22 protein-coding genes are annotated in these 21298 nt (G+C 59.4%); 3 read left to right on the top strand and 19 right to left on the bottom strand.

Features of this window, described 5'->3' with window-relative positions; all coding sequences use genetic code 11:
- Positions 1 to 32: 32 nt before the first annotated feature.
- Positions 33 to 728, bottom strand: a complete 696-nt coding sequence (locus tag DXD77_RS00170) for a Bax inhibitor-1 family protein (protein ID WP_117647240.1) — start codon at positions 726 to 728, stop codon at positions 33 to 35.
- Positions 729 to 808: 80 nt separating this feature from the next.
- The gene (locus DXD77_RS00165; RefSeq protein ID WP_117647238.1) at positions 809 to 1111 is read right to left on the bottom strand and encodes a hypothetical protein; all 303 of its coding nucleotides are present in this window, start codon (positions 1109 to 1111) and stop codon (positions 809 to 811) included.
- Between the two features lie 286 nt (positions 1112 to 1397).
- Between DXD77_RS00165 and DXD77_RS00160 the strand changes: the two genes are divergently transcribed.
- The 3 genes from DXD77_RS00160 to DXD77_RS00150 all read left to right on the top strand — a co-directional run bounded on the left by DXD77_RS00160 (position 1398) and on the right by DXD77_RS00150 (position 3955).
- Positions 1398 to 2447 carry an inorganic phosphate transporter gene (locus DXD77_RS00160; RefSeq protein ID WP_117584218.1) on the top strand — a complete coding sequence of 350 codons (1050 nt, stop codon included), beginning with the start codon at positions 1398 to 1400 and terminating at the stop codon, positions 2445 to 2447.
- A 67-nt stretch (positions 2448 to 2514) separates the two neighbouring features.
- The gene (locus DXD77_RS00155; protein ID WP_055251695.1) at positions 2515 to 3138 is read left to right on the top strand and encodes a DUF47 domain-containing protein; all 624 of its coding nucleotides are present in this window, start codon (positions 2515 to 2517) and stop codon (positions 3136 to 3138) included.
- A gap of 286 nt (positions 3139 to 3424) precedes the next feature.
- Positions 3425 to 3955: a nitroreductase family protein gene (locus tag DXD77_RS00150; RefSeq protein WP_089571592.1), complete on the top strand. Its 531-nt coding sequence runs from the start codon at positions 3425 to 3427 to the stop codon at positions 3953 to 3955.
- Positions 3956 to 4122: 167 nt separating this feature from the next.
- On the opposite strand, the gene DXD77_RS00145 is transcribed toward DXD77_RS00150, so the two are convergent.
- The 17 genes from DXD77_RS00145 to murD all read right to left on the bottom strand — a co-directional run bounded on the left by DXD77_RS00145 (position 4123) and on the right by murD (position 21294).
- On the bottom strand, positions 4123 to 4797 hold the full coding sequence (locus DXD77_RS00145; RefSeq protein WP_117647236.1) for a DivIVA domain-containing protein: 675 nt from the start codon (positions 4795 to 4797) through the stop codon (positions 4123 to 4125).
- A 62-nt stretch (positions 4798 to 4859) separates the two neighbouring features.
- Positions 4860 to 5105, bottom strand: coding sequence for a YggT family protein (locus DXD77_RS00140; RefSeq protein WP_199408976.1), 246 nt, complete (start codon positions 5103 to 5105; stop codon positions 4860 to 4862).
- Positions 5106 to 5162: 57 nt separating this feature from the next.
- Positions 5163 to 5888, bottom strand: coding sequence for a cell division protein SepF (locus DXD77_RS00135; RefSeq protein WP_117647234.1), 726 nt, complete (start codon positions 5886 to 5888; stop codon positions 5163 to 5165).
- Between the two features lie 60 nt (positions 5889 to 5948).
- On the bottom strand, positions 5949 to 6686 hold the full coding sequence (locus tag DXD77_RS00130) for a YggS family pyridoxal phosphate-dependent enzyme (RefSeq protein WP_117647232.1): 738 nt from the start codon (positions 6684 to 6686) through the stop codon (positions 5949 to 5951).
- Positions 6687 to 6806: 120 nt separating this feature from the next.
- Positions 6807 to 7664 (bottom strand): PhoU domain-containing protein, encoded by an 858-nt coding sequence (locus DXD77_RS00125; protein WP_117647231.1) that lies wholly within the window; start codon positions 7662 to 7664, stop codon positions 6807 to 6809.
- A 92-nt stretch (positions 7665 to 7756) separates the two neighbouring features.
- The gene (gene pstB, locus DXD77_RS00120; RefSeq protein WP_117647229.1) at positions 7757 to 8560 is read right to left on the bottom strand and encodes a phosphate ABC transporter ATP-binding protein PstB; all 804 of its coding nucleotides are present in this window, start codon (positions 8558 to 8560) and stop codon (positions 7757 to 7759) included.
- 12 nt (positions 8561 to 8572) lie between these two features.
- Positions 8573 to 9478, bottom strand: coding sequence for a phosphate ABC transporter permease PstA (gene pstA / locus DXD77_RS00115; RefSeq protein WP_117647227.1), 906 nt, complete (start codon positions 9476 to 9478; stop codon positions 8573 to 8575).
- 3 nt (positions 9479 to 9481) lie between these two features.
- On the bottom strand, positions 9482 to 10408 hold the full coding sequence (pstC, locus tag DXD77_RS00110; RefSeq protein WP_117647225.1) for a phosphate ABC transporter permease subunit PstC: 927 nt from the start codon (positions 10406 to 10408) through the stop codon (positions 9482 to 9484).
- Position 10409: 1 nt separating this feature from the next.
- Positions 10410 to 11246 (bottom strand): phosphate ABC transporter substrate-binding protein, encoded by an 837-nt coding sequence (locus tag DXD77_RS00105; protein WP_117647224.1) that lies wholly within the window; start codon positions 11244 to 11246, stop codon positions 10410 to 10412.
- Positions 11243 to 12043: a polyphenol oxidase family protein gene (locus DXD77_RS00100; protein ID WP_117647222.1), complete on the bottom strand. Its 801-nt coding sequence runs from the start codon at positions 12041 to 12043 to the stop codon at positions 11243 to 11245. Before DXD77_RS00100 ends, DXD77_RS00105 begins: the two co-directional genes overlap by 4 nt.
- A gap of 209 nt (positions 12044 to 12252) precedes the next feature.
- Positions 12253 to 13407 (bottom strand): cell division protein FtsZ, encoded by a 1155-nt coding sequence (gene ftsZ / locus DXD77_RS00095; RefSeq protein ID WP_117647221.1) that lies wholly within the window; start codon positions 13405 to 13407, stop codon positions 12253 to 12255.
- Between the two features lie 199 nt (positions 13408 to 13606).
- Positions 13607 to 14602, bottom strand: coding sequence for a cell division protein FtsQ/DivIB (locus DXD77_RS00090; RefSeq protein WP_233506661.1), 996 nt, complete (start codon positions 14600 to 14602; stop codon positions 13607 to 13609).
- 217 nt (positions 14603 to 14819) lie between these two features.
- The gene (gene murB / locus DXD77_RS00085; RefSeq protein WP_117636007.1) at positions 14820 to 15731 is read right to left on the bottom strand and encodes a UDP-N-acetylmuramate dehydrogenase; all 912 of its coding nucleotides are present in this window, start codon (positions 15729 to 15731) and stop codon (positions 14820 to 14822) included.
- A 5-nt stretch (positions 15732 to 15736) separates the two neighbouring features.
- Complete coding sequence (gene murC, locus DXD77_RS00080) at positions 15737 to 17155, bottom strand: UDP-N-acetylmuramate--L-alanine ligase (RefSeq protein ID WP_117636008.1); 1419 nt, start codon at positions 17153 to 17155, stop codon at positions 15737 to 15739.
- Between the two features lie 97 nt (positions 17156 to 17252).
- Entirely contained in the window at positions 17253 to 18368 is a 1116-nt protein-coding gene (gene murG, locus DXD77_RS00075; RefSeq protein ID WP_117647217.1) for an undecaprenyldiphospho-muramoylpentapeptide beta-N-acetylglucosaminyltransferase, read from the bottom strand.
- Positions 18358 to 19851 (bottom strand): putative lipid II flippase FtsW, encoded by a 1494-nt coding sequence (gene ftsW, locus DXD77_RS00070; protein ID WP_117647216.1) that lies wholly within the window; start codon positions 19849 to 19851, stop codon positions 18358 to 18360. The genes murG and ftsW overlap by 11 nt, the downstream gene beginning before the upstream one ends.
- 36 nt (positions 19852 to 19887) lie before the next feature.
- Positions 19888 to 21294 (bottom strand): UDP-N-acetylmuramoyl-L-alanine--D-glutamate ligase, encoded by a 1407-nt coding sequence (gene murD / locus DXD77_RS00065; RefSeq protein ID WP_117647214.1) that lies wholly within the window; start codon positions 21292 to 21294, stop codon positions 19888 to 19890.
- Between the last annotated feature and the right edge of the window lie 4 nt (positions 21295 to 21298).

Genomic DNA, 21298 nt, shown 5'->3' with positions numbered 1-21298 from the left:
GTGTCCGGCAGGAAGCATCGCAATGCCGCGCTTTAATCGCGACGGCCGAGGATGTTCAGAATGCGCAGGAACACGTTGATAATGTCCACGAACAGGTTGGATGCCATGAGCACGGCGTTGGGCAGCGTGGGCGGCACCGTCGTTGCCACATAGGTGTCGTAGCCGATGAAGCCGGCGAACACCACGATCACGATCAGGTCGGTGATGGACTGCGAAACGCCCATGAACATCAGCACGATCTCGACCAGAATCGTGGCAAGCAGGATGCCAAAACCAATGCCATACACACGCTGGAAGAACTTGGGGAAGGTCACGCCCAGCGCACCAAAGACAAAGGTGATGGCGGCCGTGGCGATAAAGGCGGTGTTAATGGTAGGCAGGTCGTAGTTGGCAAGACCAAACGACGCCGTCAGGCCAAAGGTGCTCGCAAAGACCACGTAGCCCACGAGTGACAGGCCCACGGACTGTTTGCTGGCAGCAGCCGACATCATGACCATGCCGACGATGGTCAAAATAAATGAGCCAAAGACCAGCGGCAAAGCGGCGCCGCTCATCATCATGCGCGCAAACGACATGGTGCTCGTAAAGTAAACACCGGCGCCCATGGCGCAAAAGCCCAAAAAGATCAGAGCAGACATGACAAGGTTGTACGCGCGCGGCGACATCTCCTTGGCACGGCTTGCGCCGGTCTCGATGGGGCCATTCTGATAGCCCTGGATATCGTTCATAATTTCGTCCTTTCAAAAAGCACCGCGACGGCGCCGTAGCTGACAAGTTTCCTGCCATTGTACCCGAACGCCACGCGTTCTTACCTGCGGCGCCCGCTCTCGAGTGTTCGGTCGAACGCCCACACCCACCAACGCATCACGTGTGCCTGCGAGCCGTCCGCCCGCTCGCGCGTCTGGTCCTCCAGATACAACTCGGTCGCGTGCCCGCCAAAACGCACCTTATAGGTTGCCGTACGAATGCCGTGAACCGTCAGGCCAAACCCAGTGGTCGAGACAATCTCGTCAATCGTAAAGCAACGACCGTCGACCCAGCAGACGGTGACCGGCACGACCTGTCCGCCCGCGAGGATGCGAGCCACGACGTCCACATACTGCTTGTGCACGCGCCGAGTTTTGCCATCTGTCTGTCGATATTCCATGCCTCCTATTATCGAACGCATGTTTGCATGTTGTAAAGCGAACAGGCTGTGGTTTTGGGGTGTTGGGGCGCGCGCACGTGTCCTCATGGTGTGTTAGCAAAAAGAACACCCACGGTCAACAGGGCTAATATTCATTTTTAGTGCCAAAAAATTCACTGCTCCCATCAGAACTCGGTAAAGAAACCCGCAGGAGGTGATACGATTTATCATGTTTCTGTAACGTGCCTGCAAACTTCGAGAAAGCCCATATATGGACGTAACGTTCTCAACCTTCCTCGGCCAACTTGTGTCGAACCCAGTCCTTGCCGTCACCGTGATCCTCGCGCTCGGCGCCATCTTCGTCAATGGATGGACCGACGCACCCAACGCCATCGCGACCTGCGTCACTACGCGTTGCATGCCCGCCCGCGCCGCTATTCTCATGAGTGCCGCATTCAACTTCCTTGGCGTGCTCATCATGACGCACTTTAACGCGAGCGTCGCCAACACCATCTCCCATATTGTCGACTTTGGCGGAAACAGCACCATGGCGCTCGCCTGTCTGTGCGCGGCGCTGTTCTCCATCGTCGTCTACGGCGCCACAGCGTCGCGTTTTGGCATCCCCACCTCGCAAAGCCACAGCCTTATCGCCGGCCTGACCGGTGCCGCCATCGCCCTCGGCGGTGCGAGCAGCGTCAACGTCCACGAGTGGATGAAGGTCATCTACGGCCTGGCGCTCTCCATCGGTCTGGGCTTTGTCATGGGCTGGGTCCTGTGCAAGCTCGTCTCGATTCTTTTCGCCGCCGCCAACAGGCGACGTGCCAATGTCTTCTTTAAATACGCTCAGATCGCGAGCGCTGCGGCCATGAGCTTTATGCACGGCGCGCAGGATGGACAGAAGTTCATCGGCGTGCTCTTTTTAGGCGTGGCCTTTGCCAGCGGTCAGACGAGCGTCGGCGATGCCGGCATCCCCATCTGGATTATGCTGCTATGCTCGGCCACCATGGGCATCGGCACCAGCGTGGGCGGCGAGCGCATCATCAAGTCCGTTGGCCAGAGCATGGTCAAGCTCGAAAAGTACCAGGGCTTCTCCGCCGACCTGGCGGGCGCCGCGAACCTGCTGCTTGCCACCCTTACCGGCATCCCCGTGTCCTCCACGCACATCAAGACCTGCGCCATCATGGGCGTCGGTGCCGTCAAACGCCTCTCGGCCATCAACTTCGGCGTCGTCAAGGACATGATGTTCACCTGGTTCTTCACCTTCCCCGCCTGCGGACTCATCAGCTTTGTCATGGCCAAGCTGTTCATGATGTTCCTCTAGTCAAACCGAACGTCCATCCGGACCGTAACACCTCGCCCACCCGTCTTCGCCTCGAAAGGACCCACTCATGGCAAAGAAACCCGATTCGTTCTACTTTGACAACTACGTCGCCTGCGCCGACCTCGCCGTCCAGGCCGCCGAGCTGCTTACCAAGATTTTCGAGAACTTCGATCCCGCAAAGATTCACGATATGCTCGACAAGATGCATGCGATCGAGCATGCGGCCGACAAGAAGCACCATGAGCTTGAGGACGCCCTGCTCACCGCCTTTATCACCCCGCTTGAGCGCGAGGATCTGGACCTGATGAGCTGCTCGCTCGACACCGTGCTCGACCGCATCGAGGGCGTCGTGCAGCGCGTCTACTTCACCAACATCCAGAGCATCCATCCCGATGCCATCGTGATCGCCCACAAGGTGACCGACGCCTGCCGCGCCATGAAAGACCTGATGGTCGAGCTGCCTAACTACCGCAAGTCCAAAACGCTGCGCGAGCTCGTCATCCAGATCAACACCATCGAGTCCGAGGCCGACGAGCTCTATATCAACGCCATGCGTAACCTGCACGTTAACGGCAAGGACCCGCTCGAGGTCATCGCTTGGCGTGACGTGTACGCCTTCCTGGAGTACTGCGCCGACTGCTGCGAGAATGTGGCCGATGTCGTGGATTCGATTGTCATGAAGAACAGTTAATTGGGGGTACATGTCCCACCGGTCGCGGGCCCGGCCACTAATAACCTTTTTCACTCCGGCTGCAAGCAGAGTCGTTCAAAAGGTTATTAGTGGCCGGGCCCGCTCCCTTATGCACCACCATTGGGAACTTTGGCTGATAGATTTAGCGCGACGGGGGTTTGGCTGAAGGGACCTTTGGTATCCGTTCGGACACTTTGGCCCTTGATGAGCGTTTGGCTGATTGCTGCTTTGGGTACTCTTTGGGTTACTTTTGGTTTGTTTGATTTTTAATTTTAGGAGGGCTTGTATGTCTTATTTGGATCTGGCTCGTGGTCGGTATTCTTGTCGTTCTTTTGAGGACCGTCCTGTTGAGCAGTCGGTAGTGGATGCCATTGTTGAGGCGGGGCGGATTGCTCCTTCTGCTTGTAATAATCATCCAGCCCGTGTGATGGTGCTGGATACGCCTGAGCTGTTGGAGAAGGCTGCTGCTTGTCAGCCTCGGTTTGCTCGTGATGGGTCTATCTTTGGAGCTCCGCTTGTCTTCCTTATTTGCAGCGTTACCGATGATGCTTGGGTGCGCCCGTATGACCAGATGAATTCCAGTGAAATCGATACGTCCATCGTGTGCGACCAGATGATGATGGAGGCCACCGAGCAGGGCCTGGGAACGTGCTGGGTATGCCATTTTAAGCCTGAGGTGGCACAGGAGCAGTTCAATCTGCCCAAGGGCGTCTATCCCTATCACATGCTCGTCTGTGGCTATCCCGCCGACCACATCGCCGATCCCGAGCATCGCGAGGCCCGCACCATTCCCCTCTCCAACTTCCTCCTCAAGTAGATTTTTGGGACATGCCTTAAAACCTACCCTTGACCGCTCACCCGTTCGCCGAGTTCTGCGCCACTATGTGCAGGGCTCGGTTTTTTATGTTGCGCGCCCCTGCACAGTCATAAAAAAGGACCCGCAAGGTGCGGGTCCTTTCTAGGCACTAAATTGCAGGACGAATGTTAGTCCAGGTCGTCGGCGGCAAAGTTGTCGATCGGGGCGAAGGGATCGGCCACGGGGACAACCGGGTCAGCGACGGGCAGCGGCTCGGCGGGAACAGTCACCGCAGGAGAAGCGGCAGAACCGACCGGCGTGGAGGCCATGAGGTCGGCCGGGAAGGAGTTCTGGGCATCATCCATAAAGTGCTGGATGAGCTTGAGGTACTCGGCCTTGAACTCCTCACGGGAAGCCTTAAGACGGTCGATCTCCTCAAGCTCGGCCTGCTTCTCGGTCAGGGCCTGGCGGATGACCTCGCGGGCCTTGGCATCGGCCTCGTTGCGAATGCGGTCAGCGTTCTCGTTGGCGTCGTTGACAATGCCCTCGGCGGTCTGCTGGGCAGCAATCAGGGCAGCGGAAATCTGACGCTCCTGAGCGGAGAAATCGGGCGCAGGAGCGGCGACGGGCGCGGCAGGGACGGCCTGAGCGGCAGCATCCTGAGCCTGAGCGAGCTGGGCCTGCGTGTCGGCGAGCTGCTGCTCGGTGGCGGTCAGACGACCCTTAAGATCGACAATCTTGGCGAGCATGGCGTCGACCTCGGAGGACAGGGTCTCCAAGAAGACGTCGACCTCGGCGGGATCGTAGCCGCGCTTGGCCTCAGAGAAGGTCTGAGCCTGAATGTCAGCAGGGGTAATAGCCATAACAAGTTCTCCTTTATCTTCGCCTTGGCGCCGTGCGCCCGACGTGAGTTACTAAGCCAGTTTTATATGAGTATACCTATAAGAAGTTGCAGAACCAGCTTCTGCACCAACTGCAACGCAATAATCGCAACGACCGGTGAAAAATCGATGCCGCCCATGGGCGGGATAAACCGGCGAAAGAGGTTGAGCCACGGACCGCAGACGCTATCGAGCACTGCGGCGATATCCTGTAGCAATCCGCCCTGCTTCATAGGGATCCACGTCATAAAGCAGTAGACCACGATGAGCGTGGAGTAAAAGTTGAACAGCGTATTGACCAGCTGGACAATGGTGTAGATGTTGATGAGAATCTCCTCGTCTTGTTTTTACTTAAGGTAGCCGTCGGCACGGAGCTTCTTGAGGTCGGAATCCTTGACCTCGCAGCCGGCGGGAAGCACCATAAACACGCGGTCGCCCACCTCTTTGACCGTGGCACCCAGGCCGCAGGCAAAGCCGTAAGAAAAGTCCAAGACGCGCTTGGCGACCTCGGTACGAACGCCCACAAAAATCAGCGCGACAGGCTGCTTGGTGCGCACGCGGCGCACGACGGTCTCCACGTCGTCATAGCTCTCGGGGCGCAGGACATAGGCCGGCAGCTGCGGCGTAGAGTTGATGATGTTGCTCGCATACGCCGAGGCATCGCTCGGTGAGGGAGCAGGTGCGGGGGCAGCAGCGCGGGCACGTGTGCTCTCGGCATAGCTCGACGGCGTGTCGTAGGCACCGGGACGATAACCGCCCGCAACCGTCTCCTGCGAGCGCGATGGCGGGTTGTAGGTCGTAGCGTGGCGAGAATCGTCACCGACCAGCTGACCGGAGCGCGTGTACACGGCCACCGACTCGGCCTCGCCGCGGCGCGTCTGACCCAACAGGCCGTTGCTCGGCTCGTCCTGGGTGTAGAAGCCCTCGCCCGAGGCACCGCTGTAACCGTTGTTCTGGTAGCCGTCGTCATAGCCATCATCGTAGCCGTAGTCGTCGTCCTGACCATAACCCTGGTCGTAACCCTGCTGGCCGCCCAGGTGCATCTTATTTTTAATCTCGTCAAGGAAGCCCATGGTTGTGTCCTCTCGCGGTTTAGTGCAGGCGCTCTGATAATCAGTGCGCACTTCAGAGCCTTATTTTACTGCAAACTCCGGGCTAAATACTACCCTGCCCAGGCGAACGAGCGTAGAGCCTTCCTCAAGGGCAGACTCAAAGTCCTCGCTCATGCCGCAGGAAAGTTCGGGCAGGCTCAGATCGGAGTGCGTCGCCTCAAGCTCATCCCTTAGCTCGCGAAGTCCGGCAAAAGTGCGGCGCGCCACATCCTTATTCCCCCGGGGTGCCATAGTCATAAGGCCCTGCACACAAATTCCTTCAAGCTCCGCAAGCTCACCTGCGGCGTCGCGGACCTCGTCGGGCGAAAAGCCGCCCTTGGACTCCTCACCACTCACATTGACCTCGATCAGCACACGCTGGGGGCCGGAGAGCTCACCCGCCTCAATCTTGCGGACCACACGGCTCGAGATGACCTGAGCCAAATGCAGCGAGCTTACCGAATGAATCAGCTCGGCCGAGCCCAGAACCGCATTGATCTTGTTGGTCTGCAGGTTGCCGATCATATCGAAGCGCACCTCGGGTAGCTCCGGATGCTCTGCGAGGCCCGCAAGCTTGCGAACGAGCTCCTGCGGGCGGTTCTCGGCAAAATGGCGATACCCCGCCTGGATAGCGGCAACGGTCTCATCGACGCCAACAGTCTTGGAGACGGCAATCAGGCACGCGGCATCGTGGGGACGGCCCGCGCGATCGAGTGCCGCATAAAAACGCTCCAGAATCTGCTCGCGGCGAGCGCGCATCAAGTCCAAATAGTTATCCATTGCCAATCGCCTCCGCTGACAGCCAAACAAGTAGTCCCATGCTAACGCAAGAGCGCGGCCCCGCATCCGCAAGGCCGCGCTCACATAGGTATTTACAATCTTTCGACGAACGGGGCCACCCTACTCCTCGTCGTCCTCGGAATCGTCCTCGTCCTCGAGGTGCTCGAGCAGGTAGCGGAGACCCTCGCTCACCTCGTTAGCGGGCACTTTGGCAACATAGTGTGCATCGACGGCAGGCCTCATGATGACGCCCTCGCCCGAAGGCACGCGCATGCTCTCGAGCTCGTCCTCGTCCGTGCGGGCGATATCGCCGGCAGTCATGCGCTGGCCGGTCAAAAGGAAGGTCAGACGACAGGCGGCATCGATGGAAATCGAAGCGATACGATCGAGGTAGCGCGAAACCATGATGGCACGGCGTAGATCGTCATAGTTACTGTCGTCGTCCATAAAATCGCCCGTGTCCATGCGGTTGAAGGTACGGAAGAACTTCTCGTACGCCGCATGCACCGGCTCGTCCTCGACGGCCAGATTACAGATGATGGACATGTCGTTGGTGACGAGCGCAGAAAGCGACGAACCCAGCACCTGATAGACAGCCTCGGCCTCGGCTTCAACCAGGGCCACAAGCTCCTGAGGCAGCGAGATGTCGGCCTTGACCATGTGACGCGTGGCGCGGCAGATCTGGCGAACCTTATCGGTCATGCGCTGCAGGTTAAAGTCGACGTAGATGATTGTCTGCAACAAGCGGAAGTCGGAGGCGACCGGCGACTGCGTAGCGATCAGGTTGTAGCACACGGCCTCCAGGTTGGCGCAGCGCGCGTCAATCGAAAGCGTGCGCTTCTTGGTCTTGGTGGCGAGCTTGCGATCGTCGGTCGCGTAGGCCTTTACGGCATCGTGGAGGGCCAGATCGACGGCCTCATAGATGCTCAGCATCTCGTGACGGGCCTCGATGAGCTGACGGGAAAACAGTTTGCGCATGGTTCACTCCAATCAGTTGGGTGCGGTCATGCCGCCCGCACAGTGAATACGCACCGGACCAGGTCCGATCGGCTTGGGACTAGTCGCACCGATCAGCCAAAGCGGCCGGTGATATAGTCTTCCGTACGCGAGTCCACCGGGCTGGTGAAGATCGCGTCGGTTTGACCATACTCGATGAGCGTGGCGGGCTCGCCGGCAACTTCCTGCAAGAAAAATGCGGTGTAGTCGCTGATACGAGCTGCCTGCTGCATAGAATGCGTGACGATGATAATCGTCATCTCGGGCGCCAGCTCGGCCATCAGATCCTCGACCTTAGAGACGGACGTGGGGTCGATGGCGGAGCAGGGCTCGTCCATCAGAAGGACATCGGGTTGCACCGCAAGCACGCGCGCGATGCACAGACGCTGCTGCTGACCGCCCGAGAGCGCCAAACCATCCTTGTTGAGCTGATTGGATACCTCTTTCCAGAGGTTGGCGCGCTTGAGCGATTCTTCCACGATGTCATCGAGGTCGCTTTTGCTAGTCACGCCCTGCAGACGAGGGCCAAAGGCGACATTCTCGTAGATGGATTTGGGAAACGGGTTGGGCTGCTGAAAGATCATGCCCACGCGACGACGGAGGTCGACCGGGTCGACGCCCTCGGCATAGATATCATTGCCGTCGAGCGTCATGGTGCCCTCGACGCGCGTACCCTCGATCAGGTCATTCATGCGGTTGATGCAACGCAAAAACGTCGATTTGCCGCAGCCCGAAGGGCCAATGAAGGCGGTGATGGCGTTTTTGGCGATGTTGAGGTCGAGCCCCGTCAGCGCATGAAAGTCACCGTACCAAAAGTTGAAATCCTTGGCCGTGATGGCCGCTTGCTCCGGCGTGGGAGCGGACTGATAGACGGACATGGGACTCCTTAACTAGCGGCGCTTGCGCGACAGATAGCGCGCAAACAGGTTGAAGGCCAGAATAATCGCCATCAGCAAAAGCGCGGTGCCGTAGGCTGCGTTCATGTTGATGCCGTCATTGGCGAGCAGATAAAGGTGAACGGTCATGGGACGACCGGAATCGAGCGGCGAAATAGGCAGGTTGATGGCCTGACCCATGGTGTAGAGCACCACGGCGGTCTCGCCGATGGCGCGGCCGATGGCAAGGACAATGCCGGTGGCGATGCGGCCAAAGGCAGAAGGAAGCACGATCTTGGAGACGACCTGCCACTTGGTGGCGCCCAGACCATATGCGCCCCAACGGATATAGCGCGGAACGGCGCGGATGGCTTCCTCGGTGGTGCGCATGACGATGGGAAGCATCAAGAGCGCAAGTGCCAGAGCGGCAGAGACCATCGAAAGACCCAGGCCCATGGCCTCGACAAACAAGGCGTAGCCAAACAGGCCCATAACGATGGAGGGCACCGAGGCTAGGGCATCGGCAGCATAACGAATGATGTCGACGACCTTGCCCTGCTTGGCGTACTCGGCCAGATAGACGGCTGCCAGCACAGCGATCGGCGTGCAGATAAGCATGGCGAGCGCCGTCACATAGACGGTCGAGACGATCGTCGGCCAAATGCCGCCCTCGGCGTTGACGCCCTGGGGCCAACCGAAGATAAAGTCGAGCGAGATATGCGGCAGGCCGTTAATGACCACGTAGGCGATGATAGCGACCAGCACCAGCGTGGTGATGTATGCCGCGGCACGGAACACGCCAAGCATGATCTTGTTGGACAGGTCCTTGTTGATGCGGCCCTTCTTGCCGTGGGAAAGGGCACGCTTGATGCGCTCGCGCGACGAGGTCGTATCGACCGTCGTGTCAACGGAATCGGACATAGCCTACCCCCTCTTCTTCTTGGAAATCAGACGGACGATGCCCACCAGCGCAGCGGAGATGATAAACAGGACCACGCCCATGCCAAACAGCGCCGAGCGGTGCAGACCCGAGGAATAGCTCATGTCGAGCGCGATCTGGCTCGTGAGCGTCGAGATGGGGCTCGAGATGCTATCCGGAATGACCGGAGCGTTACCCACGACCATAAGCACGGCCATGGTCTCGCCGATAGCGCGACCCATGCCCAGCACGATGGCGTCCACGATACCCAGCTTGGCCGCGGGCAGCACGACCTTATAGATGGTCTGCCATTTGGTGGCACCCATGGCATAGGATGCCTCGCGGATGCCCATGGGGATGGAGTTAAGGGCATCGATGGTGAGTGTCGTGATCGTGGGGACGATCATGATGGCAAGCACGAACCACGCCGTCAGGGCACCAAACCCAAGACCGCCGGTCAGCTGCGCGATAAACGGGCGGATGATGATCATGCCGAAGAAGCCGTAGATGATGGAGGGAATACCCGCCAGCAGGTCGACGGCAGGGCTGATGAGCTTGCGCACGCGCTTGCTGGCAATCTCGACCAGATACACGGCTGTGCCCACACCCAACGGTACGCCCATGGCAAGGGCACCGACGGTCACCAGACCTGAGCCGGCCAGCAGAGACATGATGCCGTAATGCCCCTCGGAAGGAGCCCATGTAAAGCTAAAGAAGTCCGCCAGGCCAATATCGGTAAAGACGGGCAGGGCCGAGTACGTGGTGAAGACAAAGATCAGGATGACGGTGACGACCGCCAAGAATGCGCAGGCGAAGAAGATCCACTGTAGCGCCTTCTCCTTGATATAAGTGCTGCGTGACACGAGCGCCAGCTCGCGCTTTTTGGGTGCCCGAGCAGTCTGCTCGGTCTGGGAGTTTTCCTGTGCCTCCATGCTACTCACTCCCCTTCCCGTCGTTGGTGACGGGAATAAAGCCCGCCTCGCGAATCTGCTTGTCCATCTTTTCGGACGTCACGTAGTCGATGTAATCCTGCGCTTGCTGCGAAGGCGTTCCCTTCACAAAGAAATAGAGGTCGCGGGAAATGGGATAACCGCCACTCGCGACTGTCTTCTCGGACGCCTCGACGTGATTAACCGAGACGGCCTTGACCGAAGTCTTGGCGTTGAGGCTCTCGACAAAACCCAGCGAGATGTAGCCAATAGCACCACGAGAGCGAGACACGACATCGCGTACCTGGCCCGTACCCGAAAGAACGGCCGAGCGGCGATCGAACGGCGCGCCGTCCATCACGATGGTGCGGAAAGCCTCACGCGTACCGGAAGCCTCATCGCGGTTAATAACCTGAATCTTCAAGTCCTCGCCACCAACCTCTTTCCAGTTGGTGATCTTGCCCGCATAGATATCGCGGAGCTGTTCAGTCGAGAGGTTATCGACCGGGTTGTCGTCGTTCACGATGACCGCGATGCCGTCGTGTGCGATAACGATAGGCGTCAGGCCCAGGTCTTGCTCATCGGCGTTGAGGCCACGAGAGGAGCTGGCGATATCGGCGGTGCCGGCGCTAACAGCTTCGATGCCAGCAGATGAGCCCAGGCCAGAAACCAGCACGTCGGTGCCGGTTTCCTCCTTAAAGCCCTCGGCCGCGATCTCGGCAATGGGAAGGCAGGTGGTCGAGCCGGCCACGGTGATAGAAGACGTAGAAGAGCCCGAGGAGCAGGCACACAGCGCGAGCGTGAGCACCGCGGCGCTCAGGACCGATACAATCTTTCTCATAGCATCACGCCGGTCGCAGCATGGCGCCCGCAGGTGCCGCCCTCGTTGCGGTAGGAATAAAAGCGGTCGTTCTGACGCACGGTCGAAAGCTGGGTATCCACAATCCCATCCGCATCGACACCGACATCTACCAGCGCCTCACGAATGGCGGCAGATAGATCGAGCATGCGAGAAGCGCCCGCATCGATGCACGAGAACTCGGCGGCAAAGCGGCCCATGAGCTCCTGGGAAACCTCGTACTCGTCACCCAGGATATGGGGACCGATATAGGCAGAAACATCGCTCGCATTGCAACCAGCCGCCTCGCAGAGCGCCTGGCACGCCTTGGCGGAAATGCGCGCAATCGTACCCTTCCAGCCAGAATGCACCACGGCAAAACCGTTGGGAGCAACCAGCACCACGGGAACGCAATCGGCAAAGCAAAGCATCACGGGCACCTCACGGGCCGTGCAGACGATGGCATCGCAGCCCTCGGCAATCTGCTCGCGAATGTTCTCGAGAACATCGGCGCCGTTCGAGGTCACCGTCACGACGTGGTCACCATGTACTTGATTGGGCACGAGCAGATTATGCTCGCACTCAGCGGCCCCCATGGCCTCGAGCACGCGGCGACGATTTTCTTGAACGGCAAAGGGGTCATCGCCTACATGCGAGCCCAGATTGAGCGAGGAGTACGCATCTTCGGAAACGCCACCGGTGCGCTCGGTAAAGGCAAAGCGAACATCGTGCGTCGCGCCCTCTACCAACGTAACTCCATCATGGTCGACACGCGAAACGTTGTCCGCACGTGCTGCCATACTAAAGCCTCCTAATAACACAAGTATCGCGGCGACGCCGCAGCAGTCCGCGTCATACGGCTGCCATACTTCCTTAAAAGGATACCCGCAGCGGTAGGGACCAAACGTAAAGGGAACGTAAGGAGATTGGAGGCTTTCGTTTACAAACGAGAAACAAAACGGGGTGCATCCAAATGGACACACCCCGTGCAGGTCGTTGAAAAAACGAACTAGAAGCTGCCGCGCTTGAGGAAGTCGGGAAGCTCAAACTGGTCGTTGCCAAAGTTGGGCAGCTCGGTACCACCGACGTTGCGAGTCGGAGCAGCCTGAGCCGGGCTGGCAGCCGGAGCAGTGCGCTGCGGCTCAGCGGAGGCAGCGGCCTTGCTCTGAGACTGCTGAGCAGCAAAGAGCTCATCCTGACGGTTGACGTTGGAATCAGAGAAGCCCGTGGCAATAACGGTGATGCGCACCTGGTCGCCCAGGGACTCGTCAACAACGGTACCAAAGATGATGTTGGCCTCGGGGTCGACGGCATTGGCGACAACGTCGGCGGCGTCGCTGATCTCCTGGATGCCCAGGTCCTTGGAGCCGGCGATGGAAAGCAGGACGCGCGTGGCGCCATCGATGGAGCTCTCGAGCAGCGGGCTGGAAATAGCCTGCTGGGCGGCGTCGACGGCACGGGTGTCCCCAGAAGCGGTGCCGATGCCCATCATGGCGGTACCGGCCTGCTTCATGATGGTCTTAACGTCAGCGAAGTCAAGGTTGATGATACCGGGGACGGTGATGAGGTCGGTGATGCCCTGGGTGCCCTGGGAAAGGACGCCATCGGCAATCGCGAAGGCCTCGAGCATGGTGGTCTTCTTCTCGGCGATGTCGAGCAGCTTGTCGTTAGGGATAACGATCATGGTGTCGACGCAATCGGAGAGGGTCTTGATGCCCTCCTCGGCGCTCTTCTTGCGCTTGCGGCCCTCGAAGGTGAAGGGCTTGGTCACGACGGCGACGGTCAGTGCGCCGACCTCGTTCATCGCGATATCGGCAACGATGGGAGCGGCGCCGGTACCGGTACCACCGCCCTCGCCGCAGGTGATGAACACCATGTCGGCGCCAGCGAGCGCCTCGGCAATGTCATCGCGGGACTCATCGGCAGCCTTGCGGCCAACCTCGGGATTGGCGCCGGCGCCCAGGCCGCGGGTAAGGTCGGTGCCGATGTGCACCTTGATATCGGCATCAGAGATCGCGAGCGCCTGAGCATCGGTGTTGATGGCAACAAACTCGACGCCGCGGATGCCCTCTTCGATCATTCGATTGACCGCGTTGGTACCGCCGCCGCCGACGCCGACCACCTTAATGACGGCAAGGTAGTTGTTGATCTCTGTCTCGTGCATGTCGGTCCTCCGAACAAAGGTTATAGCCATAGCATGGGTCGACCCCTGCGCACATTAACCTTCAGGTTGAAAGTAAATGCAAAGGTAAACCGTATTATGTTTGCACATTATGAACGTATCAGTCAAATAATTGACCGTGAAAACCAAACAAACCAGATAAACGGCGTGGTATGGCCCCTCAACAAAGCATCAACCAGCGCTACGAGGTCGGAGCATTCCTAAATGTGTAGTTGCCCGGAGAGCGCACATTGATATACGTTACGCCCTCTACCTGCGAAAGCAACTTGGTGACTACGCGTTCCTTCTTGGCGATATCGTCCGAATCGCCCAGCGACACCTCAATGCCGTTATTGAGGTTTGCCGAGATGGCTTCGACCGAAGGCGTGGAAATATCCTTGACTTGTCCCAAGAACTCGCTCGAAAAACCACGCACATAATCCAGGCCGGCCTTAACGGCTTTGGAGTTCACCGCCTGGCCGGAAACCGGAGCGACATCCGCCGAGACATCAGTCAACAACACCGCGCCATAATGCTTGGCGAGCGCCAGCGCGGCATCGATTCCGGTCAAGGTATTTGAGCCCTGCCCTGTCGTGATGACGTTGCCCTGGTCGTCCACTTCGACCGACGTCGACAGCGGGGCGATCCAGGTGTCATCGTCTCCGATAGCCCAGGCAAGGTCGTCGGAGCTGATATACGCAATGGCGATAACTTTACGCTCCGTCGGCGTGATGATAAGCGTATGGGGAAACTGGCGCTGGACATCCACGCCCGAAACCCACGGGTTCTGCTTGAGATCCTCGGTAATCTGGTCGGGATCGACGTTAAAAAGCGACGTTCCCTCGGGCAAGTCGATCAGCTGGATAGCATCGTGCTTCGTCACATGCTCGCTGCCTTGAATCTGAATATCAGTGGCAGTAAACAGTCCAGAGTTGATCACCACGATGGCAACGACGACGAGCACGGCCAAGACGGCCAGAACGCCGCCCACGATTTTGCCTTTGCCTGTAACGACAGAAGCGGCGTCTGATGTTTTATTTGCCATCGCTCCAAGTGAAGATAACGGGTTGAAACCTTTTTTACTCGAAGGCTTCTTGGCGGTAGCCGGCACCGATGTCAGCGAGCGCGGTTTCAATGCGCCCAGCGTGAGACCTGGACGCGCCGCTTTAGTTCCCGTCGAGGGCTTGGGAGCTGCCATGGGACGGGCAGGCTTGGCGCCCATAACAGGCTTTGACGTCACCGAGGGACGCGAGGACTTTTTTGCGGCCGGACGATTACCGAGCTGCGAGCCGACGACCGGACGACTGGTCTGTCGAGCATGCCCGACAGACTTAGAGTGCGCGACGGTATTGCGTTGAGGTTTGGCAGGCGCGCCGGAACGCCCTCCGGCGCGGCGGAAGGTGGGTTTCGATGCTCTAGAAGCCGAGGAATTTAACTTCCGGTCTGAGCTCGATGCCATACGCCTCCCTCACCTTTCCGTGCACATGTCTGATAACCGCGGCAACGTCATCGGCCGAGGCAGTTCCGTTATTAACGATAAAATTAGCGTGAACGGGCGAAACTTCCGCGCCGCCAATCGAAAAACCCTTTAATCCACAATCCTCGATAAGCTTGCCCACACTCGCATCGGGCGGGTTGCGAAAGACAGACCCGCAGGATGCGCGACCCATGGGCTGCGTACGCTTGCGCCTTGTAAGGTACCGCTCCATGCGCTCGCGAATGTCGGCCTTGGGCGCCGGTTTAAGCTTGAGCACGCACTCGAGGATGATCTCATTGCGGGGAAGGCTACATTCGCGGTAGCCCCAAGAGATCTCGGACCCCGCATAATGCTTGATACCGGATGCCGGGTCAAACGTTACGACATCCTCAACCAGCGAGCCAATCCACTCGGTCCGCGTGCCGGCATTCATAGATATCGCACCGCCGACCGAACCGGGAATGCCAACGGCAAACTCAAGGCCCGAGAGGCTACGCGACAGGGCATCGTTGACCAGGCGCGCAAACATCACGCCCGCACCGACCGTCAGCGTACAACCGTCATCGGCAACAACCGTGCGCTGGAACTCACGTCCGAGCGAAATGACGGCACCGCGATAACCGCCATCGGCAACCAGCAGATTGGAGCCCTTGCCGATGATGACCCACGGCACCTGCTCGCGATCGAGCACCGCCACGGCGCGGCGGAGGGCATGATAGCTATGGCACGTCACAAAGAGGTCGGCCTTGCCGCCGATACGATAGCTCGTATGACGCGCAAGGCGCTCGTCCTCGATCACATCCGTGTCGATCATGCCCGAGAGCGCCATGACGGCGTTAAACAGACCCATTAGACTTAAGCGTCTTTCTTGGCAGTCAGATACTCAATGAACTCGGGACCGACGGTCGTAACGTCGCCGGCACCCATGGTGAGCAGCAGGTCGCCCTCGCCCACCATCTGCTCGAGCTCCTGATTGAGCTCAAGACGGCTGGAGCAGTACACGACCTCCTTGCCAGGATGCTTGGCGCGCACGGTATCGGCGAGCATCTTAGAGGTGACACCCGGAATGGGCATCTCGCCAGCCGAGAACACATCAATCAGCAGCAGTTTATCGGCATTGGCAAATGCATCGGCAAAGTCGTCGCACAGGGCCTGCAGGCGCGAATAGCGGTGCGGCTGGAACACGACGTCGACGTGCTTGTAACCCAGCGACGAAGCGGCAGCAAGCGTCGCCTTGATCTCGGTGGGGTGATGGCCGTAATCATCGACCACGGTGATGCCATCGATATCGCCCACGTGGGTAAAGCGACGGCGGACGCCCTCAAAGCTCGAGAGCGCCTTGGCGGCGGCGTCGATGTCAAGGCCCAGGACATGGGCGACGGTGAGCACCGCCGTGGCGTTGAGCATGTTGTGGCGACCGGGATTGCTCTTGATCTCCACAGCGCGCTCAGTGCCGTCCTCAAAGCGAACGATAAAGTCACTCTGGATGCCCTTGACATCCGGGTGCATGCAGACGATGTCGTTGCTCTCGGCAAAGCCGTAGGAAAGCACGTGACGGCCCGTCGACTTGGCGAGCTCGACCAGATGCGGGTCCTCACCGCAGACGATGACGGTGCCGTCCTCGCCCACCAGGCTCATGAATTTGGCGAAAGTTGCCTCGATCTCCTCGATACCCGAGTAGTGATCGAGGTGGTCGGCCTCGACGTTGGTCACAATGACTACGTTGGGGTTCAGGAACAGGAAGGAGCTGTCGGACTCGTCGGCCTCGGCGACAAAGTAGTCGCCCGAGCCGTTCTTGCCGTTCGTGTCATAGCCCTCAACGATGCCGCCGATCAAGAAGCTCGGATCCAGACCCATGCGGTCGAGCATGGTGGCACACATCGAAGACGTGGTGGTCTTGCCATGCGTGCCGGCAACAGCGACGGTGGTGTAGCCGTGGCCCAAAGCAGAGAGCATCTTGGCACGGGGCCACACGGGAATACCAAGCTCGCGAGCACGCACGAGTTCAGGGTTGGACTCCGGAATAGCGGTGGAGACAACAACCACGTCGGGCTTGACCTCGTCGATCGTGGCGGCCTCATGGCCCACATGCACCTTCACACCAGCGCGGGTAAGCTGGCGGATATAACGTGACGTCTTAAGGTCGGAGCCGGTAACGGCATAACCGCGCTCGTGCAGAACGAGGGCGATGCCGCTCATGCCGGCGCCGCCGATACCGATAAAGTGGGCGCTCTTAAACTCGGGCGCGGAGGTTGCAGTCTGGGAATCAGCCATGTGCTCGTGTACTCCTTGCGTAAACACTGCCTGTAACCCGTTAACTGTACCGCACCTACCGCATCAGCGCGAGGGCGACCGAAGATATCCCGTCTAACTAACGCAAACCCTCTACCGCATCGGCCAGAAGAGCGGCGGCTCTATCCTGAGCCAGACCACGCGCCGCCTGACGCATGGCGTCGCGCGCCGCCGCGTCATCGACCAGGTGCAGCAGCTCATCGGCAAAGGCAGAACCGTCGATATCGGCATCGGCGCAGAGCACGCCGGCCCCGGCGTCGACCAGATAACGAGCATTGGTGGTTTGGTGGTCGGCCGTCGCATGCGGATACGGCACGAGCACCGAGGGCACGGCGAGCGCAGCGATCTCGGCCACGCTCGATGCACCCGAACGCGAGAGCACCAAATCGGCAGCAGCCAGCATATCGCCCATGTTGTCGATGTAAGGCTGGACGCGGTAACGCTTCGCCTCCTCGGGCGTCAGCGCCAAAGCGCGCTCGGTCTCCTCAAAGCCGTCGGCACCCGTCGAATGCAACACATAGAGGTTCTTGCGCGAAAGCAGCTCGTTTTTGAGCGAAGTCACGCGCTCGTTGAGGTGCTGGGCGCCAAGTGAACCGCCAAAGACGAGCAGCAGCGTAGCGTCCTCGGGAACGCCAAGTGCCTTGCGGCCACGATCGCGATCGCCCTCGATCACCGAGCGACGTACGGGGTTGCCGGTCATGAGCACGTGGTCAGGGTCACCTTCGCGCTCAAAGACCGAACGCGCTGCCGGCACCGAGATGCACACGCGGGCGGCGTGGGAGTTCATCATCTTGTTGGCCAGGCCCGGAACAGAGTTCTGCTCATGCAGCAGATACGGAACGCCTGCGCCCTTGCACCACCCCAACAGCGGAACCTCGACATAGGCACCAAAACCGATGGCGGCATCGGGCTTGCCGACCTTTGAGAAATGATTGGCGAGCGCACGCTTGGCCTTATTGACACGCCACAGCGAGGTCAGCGCCGTCCAAGGACGGGAGCGGTCGAAGCCCGTGACCGTAATGGGCACAAAATCAAACCCAGCCTCGGGGACCAAACGACCCTCGAGCTTGCGCGACTGGCCCACGAACACAACGTGGTGGCCACGGTCACGCAGTTCTTCGGCCAAGGCGAGCGCGGGGTTGATGTGTCCTGCCGTGCCGCCGGCTGCAATAGCAACGGTCATTTTATCGGTCATGGTAGTCCCTTCGTACACGCGGTCCCTGGTCGTCGGTGCGCAGACGCGCCGACGGGTCCGAGTTCAAATCGATTCGATTATATCCGCCGCCCGCGTTGCGAGGGCTGGGGCGCTGCGGACGACCTTGCGGAGCCGTTCGCGAGCGTGGACGAGCTGCCGGCTCGGATGCAGAACCATCCAGAACGGTAAAGCCGCTACGCGAAGGTCGTTCACCGCGCACATGGGCCACGCCGGCGGTGCTCTCGTCCATAACGGCAAAGCTCTCACGGCGGCGGTCATACTCATCGCGGCGGGCGCTCTCGTACGAAACGCGCAGGATCAACCCGGCAAGCATAAGCGACACAATAATCGACGAACCGCCGTAGCTAATAAACGGCAACGGTTTGCCCGTCATGGGAAACACGTTGAGGATGCCCAGCGCGTTAATCAAAAACTGCACCGCGAGAATGACCGCGGAGCCAGACGCCATAAGCGCGCCCCGACGATCGGTCGCCTGCTCGGCAATGCGAAACGCCGAGTAGATCAGCATCGCAAACACCAAGAAGAACAGCACGGTTCCGACAAAGCCGACTTCCTCGCCAATGATGGCCAGGATGTAGTCATTGTGCGCCTCGGGCAGATACGAGTACTTCATGGTTGAGTTGCCGATGCCACGGCCGAACAGACCGCCCGAGGCAAAGGCCATGATGGCAAGCGTGGCCTGATAGCCGTCACCATACTCGTCAGCCCAAGGGTTCAAGGCAACCTGAATACGCACCATACGGTACGGCTCTGCGACAAGTGCAATCACGATCACGAGAATGCCGAAGATTAGCACGCCGATGATAAATCTCGGGTCGAGACCCGCAAACAACGCCATGCACATGAGGGTCAACAGGATGATCAGGACAGTACCGAAATCGGGCTGGATAAAGATCAGAAAGAGCGAAATACCCAGGTAGATGCCCATCTTGCGAAGGAATTCGTTTATGTTGCCACCGGGCGAAAAGAAGCGATCAAGCATGATGGCCGAATACGCAATGGCAAATGGCTTTAAAAACTCGGAAGGCTGGAACTGAATACCGGCGATGTTGAGCCAGCGCGTGGCGCCACGGCTGCCGCTGCCCACCAAGAACACCAGAAACAGTAGCCCTATCATGCCGATAAGGAAGATCCTAAGCACATCCTCCCCAAACCAGCTGTCCGGCAAAACGCGCACGATGGCAATCAGCGCCAGAACACCAACCACGGCAAACGCGGCCTGTCGACCCAGGAAAAACGTCGCCGAGCCATTCTCGTGCAGCGCCTCGACCGAAGACGCCGAGTACACCATCAGCAGACCAAAGCACACCAAAGTAAACAGGCAGGCCATAAATATCAGACGGGGGCGCATGATGCGGGCGGGAACGCCGGCAATATAGCGTTCGCTAAACGACTGCCCGCCGCGACCGGAACGCGGTGTGCTACGCCGCGAGGAAGCACGGTCCGAGTCGGGCCTCCTCATACCTTGTCGGGGGCTCTCCTCTCTCACCGGCAACCCCTATTCCATTTGCGATTTCGCCGCAGCGGCAAGCTGCGCCACATAGTCCTTAAACACGCGGCCGCGCTCCTCATAGCCCGAGAACTCATCGAACGAAGAGCAGGCAGGAGAAAGTAAGATCACGTCGCCACGGCTCGACAGCGAACGGGCGACGTCCACGGCATCGCGCAGGTCATCCGCTTGGGCGATATCCACATCGCCATCGACATCGGCCTCGTCCATAGCGGCGGTAAAGCGCTCGCGCGCATCGCCAAAGCAGACGACCGAGCGTACGTTATCCATAACAACGCGCGCGAAGTCCGTGAGCGGCGTGCCCTTATCGTGGCCGCCGAGCAGCAAGATCACGTCGTCATCGGGAAATGCCGTCAGCGCCTTCTCGACCGCATCGGTGTTGGTCGCCTTGGAATCGTTGACGTAGCGCACGCCGTCAATCTCGCCACACGGCTCCACGCGGTGCTCGAGCGGCTGGAACGAGGCCAGACCGCGGCAGACACCATTGACATCGGCACCGACTGCCAGGGCAGCCGTGGCAGCGCACAGGGCATTGATAACATTGTGATGGCCCGAGATCTTGAGTTCGGACGTGGCGACAAGCTGAGTCTCGACGCCCTTCAGGCGCACGACCATTTTGCCGTCGCGCACAAAGGCGGCGTCTGCACCCTCGGGCTCGTCAAAAGCGACCTTGCAGATGCGGCGACCCGGCGTATAGATGTACTCATCGAACTCGTGAATGCCGGCGTCTTCGACGTCGACAACCACCAGATCGTCATCGACCATATTGTCAAACAGCTTGATCTTGGCAAGCGCATAGTTCTTATGGCTCTTATGCCAGCCCAAGTGGTCGGGAGTGATGTTGAGCAGCACCGCCACACGAGGGTGGAGCTCGGTGGTCGTAGCAATCTGATAGCTCGAGAGCTCAGCCACAAACCACTCGTTGCGGGCTCGGCCGTCAATCTCGTTGACCGGCGGCTCGCCGATGTTGCCGACAGCTACGCTGGCCTCGCCGGCAGCCTTGAGCAGATAATCGGTCAGCGACGTGGTGGTCGTCTTGCCGTTGGTGCCCGTGATGGCAATCCAGTTATCGGGCGACAGGCGATAGGCAAACTCTGGCTCACCCATAATCTGGGCGGCATGTTCGCGCCCGGCCTTAAAGAAGCCCGAGAACTCCGAGATGCCCGGGCACGTCACGCATGCGTCATAGGCGCCCTCGACCTGTTCGGTCCCATAGACAAACGACGCACCAGCAGCCTCGAGCGCACGCGTGGCGTCATTGGGCTCAGAGGTGCCGCCGCCATACACGGTAACGGCGCTTACGCGCTCGGGATGTGCCAGCGCCCAGCGGGCGACATCGAGACCGGATTTGCCCTGACCCAAAACGAGCAGGCTAAAGACTTCAGCAAGAGGCATGAAA

Source organism: Collinsella sp. TM09-10AT (assembly GCF_003436275.1).
In the GTDB taxonomy this organism is placed as follows: Bacteria; Actinomycetota; Coriobacteriia; order Coriobacteriales; family Coriobacteriaceae; genus Collinsella.
The sequence above is the reverse complement of the archived record's forward strand: the minus strand, read 5'-3'. Positions and strand labels throughout refer to the sequence as shown.

Coding starts and splice junctions, on each gene's coding strand:
- murG (WP_117647217.1), bottom strand. CDS start 18,368: ATGACCGATAAAATGACCGTTGCTATTGCAGCCGGCGGCACGGCAGGA.
- murC (WP_117636008.1), bottom strand. CDS start 17,155: ATGGCTGATTCCCAGACTGCAACCTCCGCGCCCGAGTTTAAGAGCGCC.
- DXD77_RS00155 (WP_055251695.1), top strand. CDS start 2,515: ATGGCAAAGAAACCCGATTCGTTCTACTTTGACAACTACGTCGCCTGC.
- ftsZ (WP_117647221.1), bottom strand. CDS start 13,407: ATGCACGAGACAGAGATCAACAACTACCTTGCCGTCATTAAGGTGGTC.
- DXD77_RS00150 (WP_089571592.1), top strand. CDS start 3,425: ATGTCTTATTTGGATCTGGCTCGTGGTCGGTATTCTTGTCGTTCTTTT.
- pstA (WP_117647227.1), bottom strand. CDS start 9,478: ATGTCCGATTCCGTTGACACGACGGTCGATACGACCTCGTCGCGCGAG.
- pstC (WP_117647225.1), bottom strand. CDS start 10,408: ATGGAGGCACAGGAAAACTCCCAGACCGAGCAGACTGCTCGGGCACCC.
- DXD77_RS00170 (WP_117647240.1), bottom strand. CDS start 728: ATGAACGATATCCAGGGCTATCAGAATGGCCCCATCGAGACCGGCGCA.
- DXD77_RS00160 (WP_117584218.1), top strand. CDS start 1,398: ATGGACGTAACGTTCTCAACCTTCCTCGGCCAACTTGTGTCGAACCCA.
- ftsW (WP_117647216.1), bottom strand. CDS start 19,851: ATGAGGAGGCCCGACTCGGACCGTGCTTCCTCGCGGCGTAGCACACCG.
- murB (WP_117636007.1), bottom strand. CDS start 15,731: ATGGGTCTGTTTAACGCCGTCATGGCGCTCTCGGGCATGATCGACACG.
- pstB (WP_117647229.1), bottom strand. CDS start 8,560: ATGTCCGTCTATCAGTCCGCTCCCACGCCGGAGCAAGCGGCCATCACG.
- DXD77_RS00125 (WP_117647231.1), bottom strand. CDS start 7,664: ATGCGCAAACTGTTTTCCCGTCAGCTCATCGAGGCCCGTCACGAGATG.
- DXD77_RS00145 (WP_117647236.1), bottom strand. CDS start 4,797: ATGGCTATTACCCCTGCTGACATTCAGGCTCAGACCTTCTCTGAGGCC.
- DXD77_RS00135 (WP_117647234.1), bottom strand. CDS start 5,888: ATGGGCTTCCTTGACGAGATTAAAAATAAGATGCACCTGGGCGGCCAG.
- DXD77_RS00100 (WP_117647222.1), bottom strand. CDS start 12,043: ATGGCAGCACGTGCGGACAACGTTTCGCGTGTCGACCATGATGGAGTT.
- DXD77_RS00090 (WP_233506661.1), bottom strand. CDS start 14,602: ATGGCAGCTCCCAAGCCCTCGACGGGAACTAAAGCGGCGCGTCCAGGT.
- DXD77_RS00130 (WP_117647232.1), bottom strand. CDS start 6,686: ATGGATAACTATTTGGACTTGATGCGCGCTCGCCGCGAGCAGATTCTG.
- murD (WP_117647214.1), bottom strand. CDS start 21,294: ATGCCTCTTGCTGAAGTCTTTAGCCTGCTCGTTTTGGGTCAGGGCAAA.
- DXD77_RS00105 (WP_117647224.1), bottom strand. CDS start 11,246: ATGAGAAAGATTGTATCGGTCCTGAGCGCCGCGGTGCTCACGCTCGCG.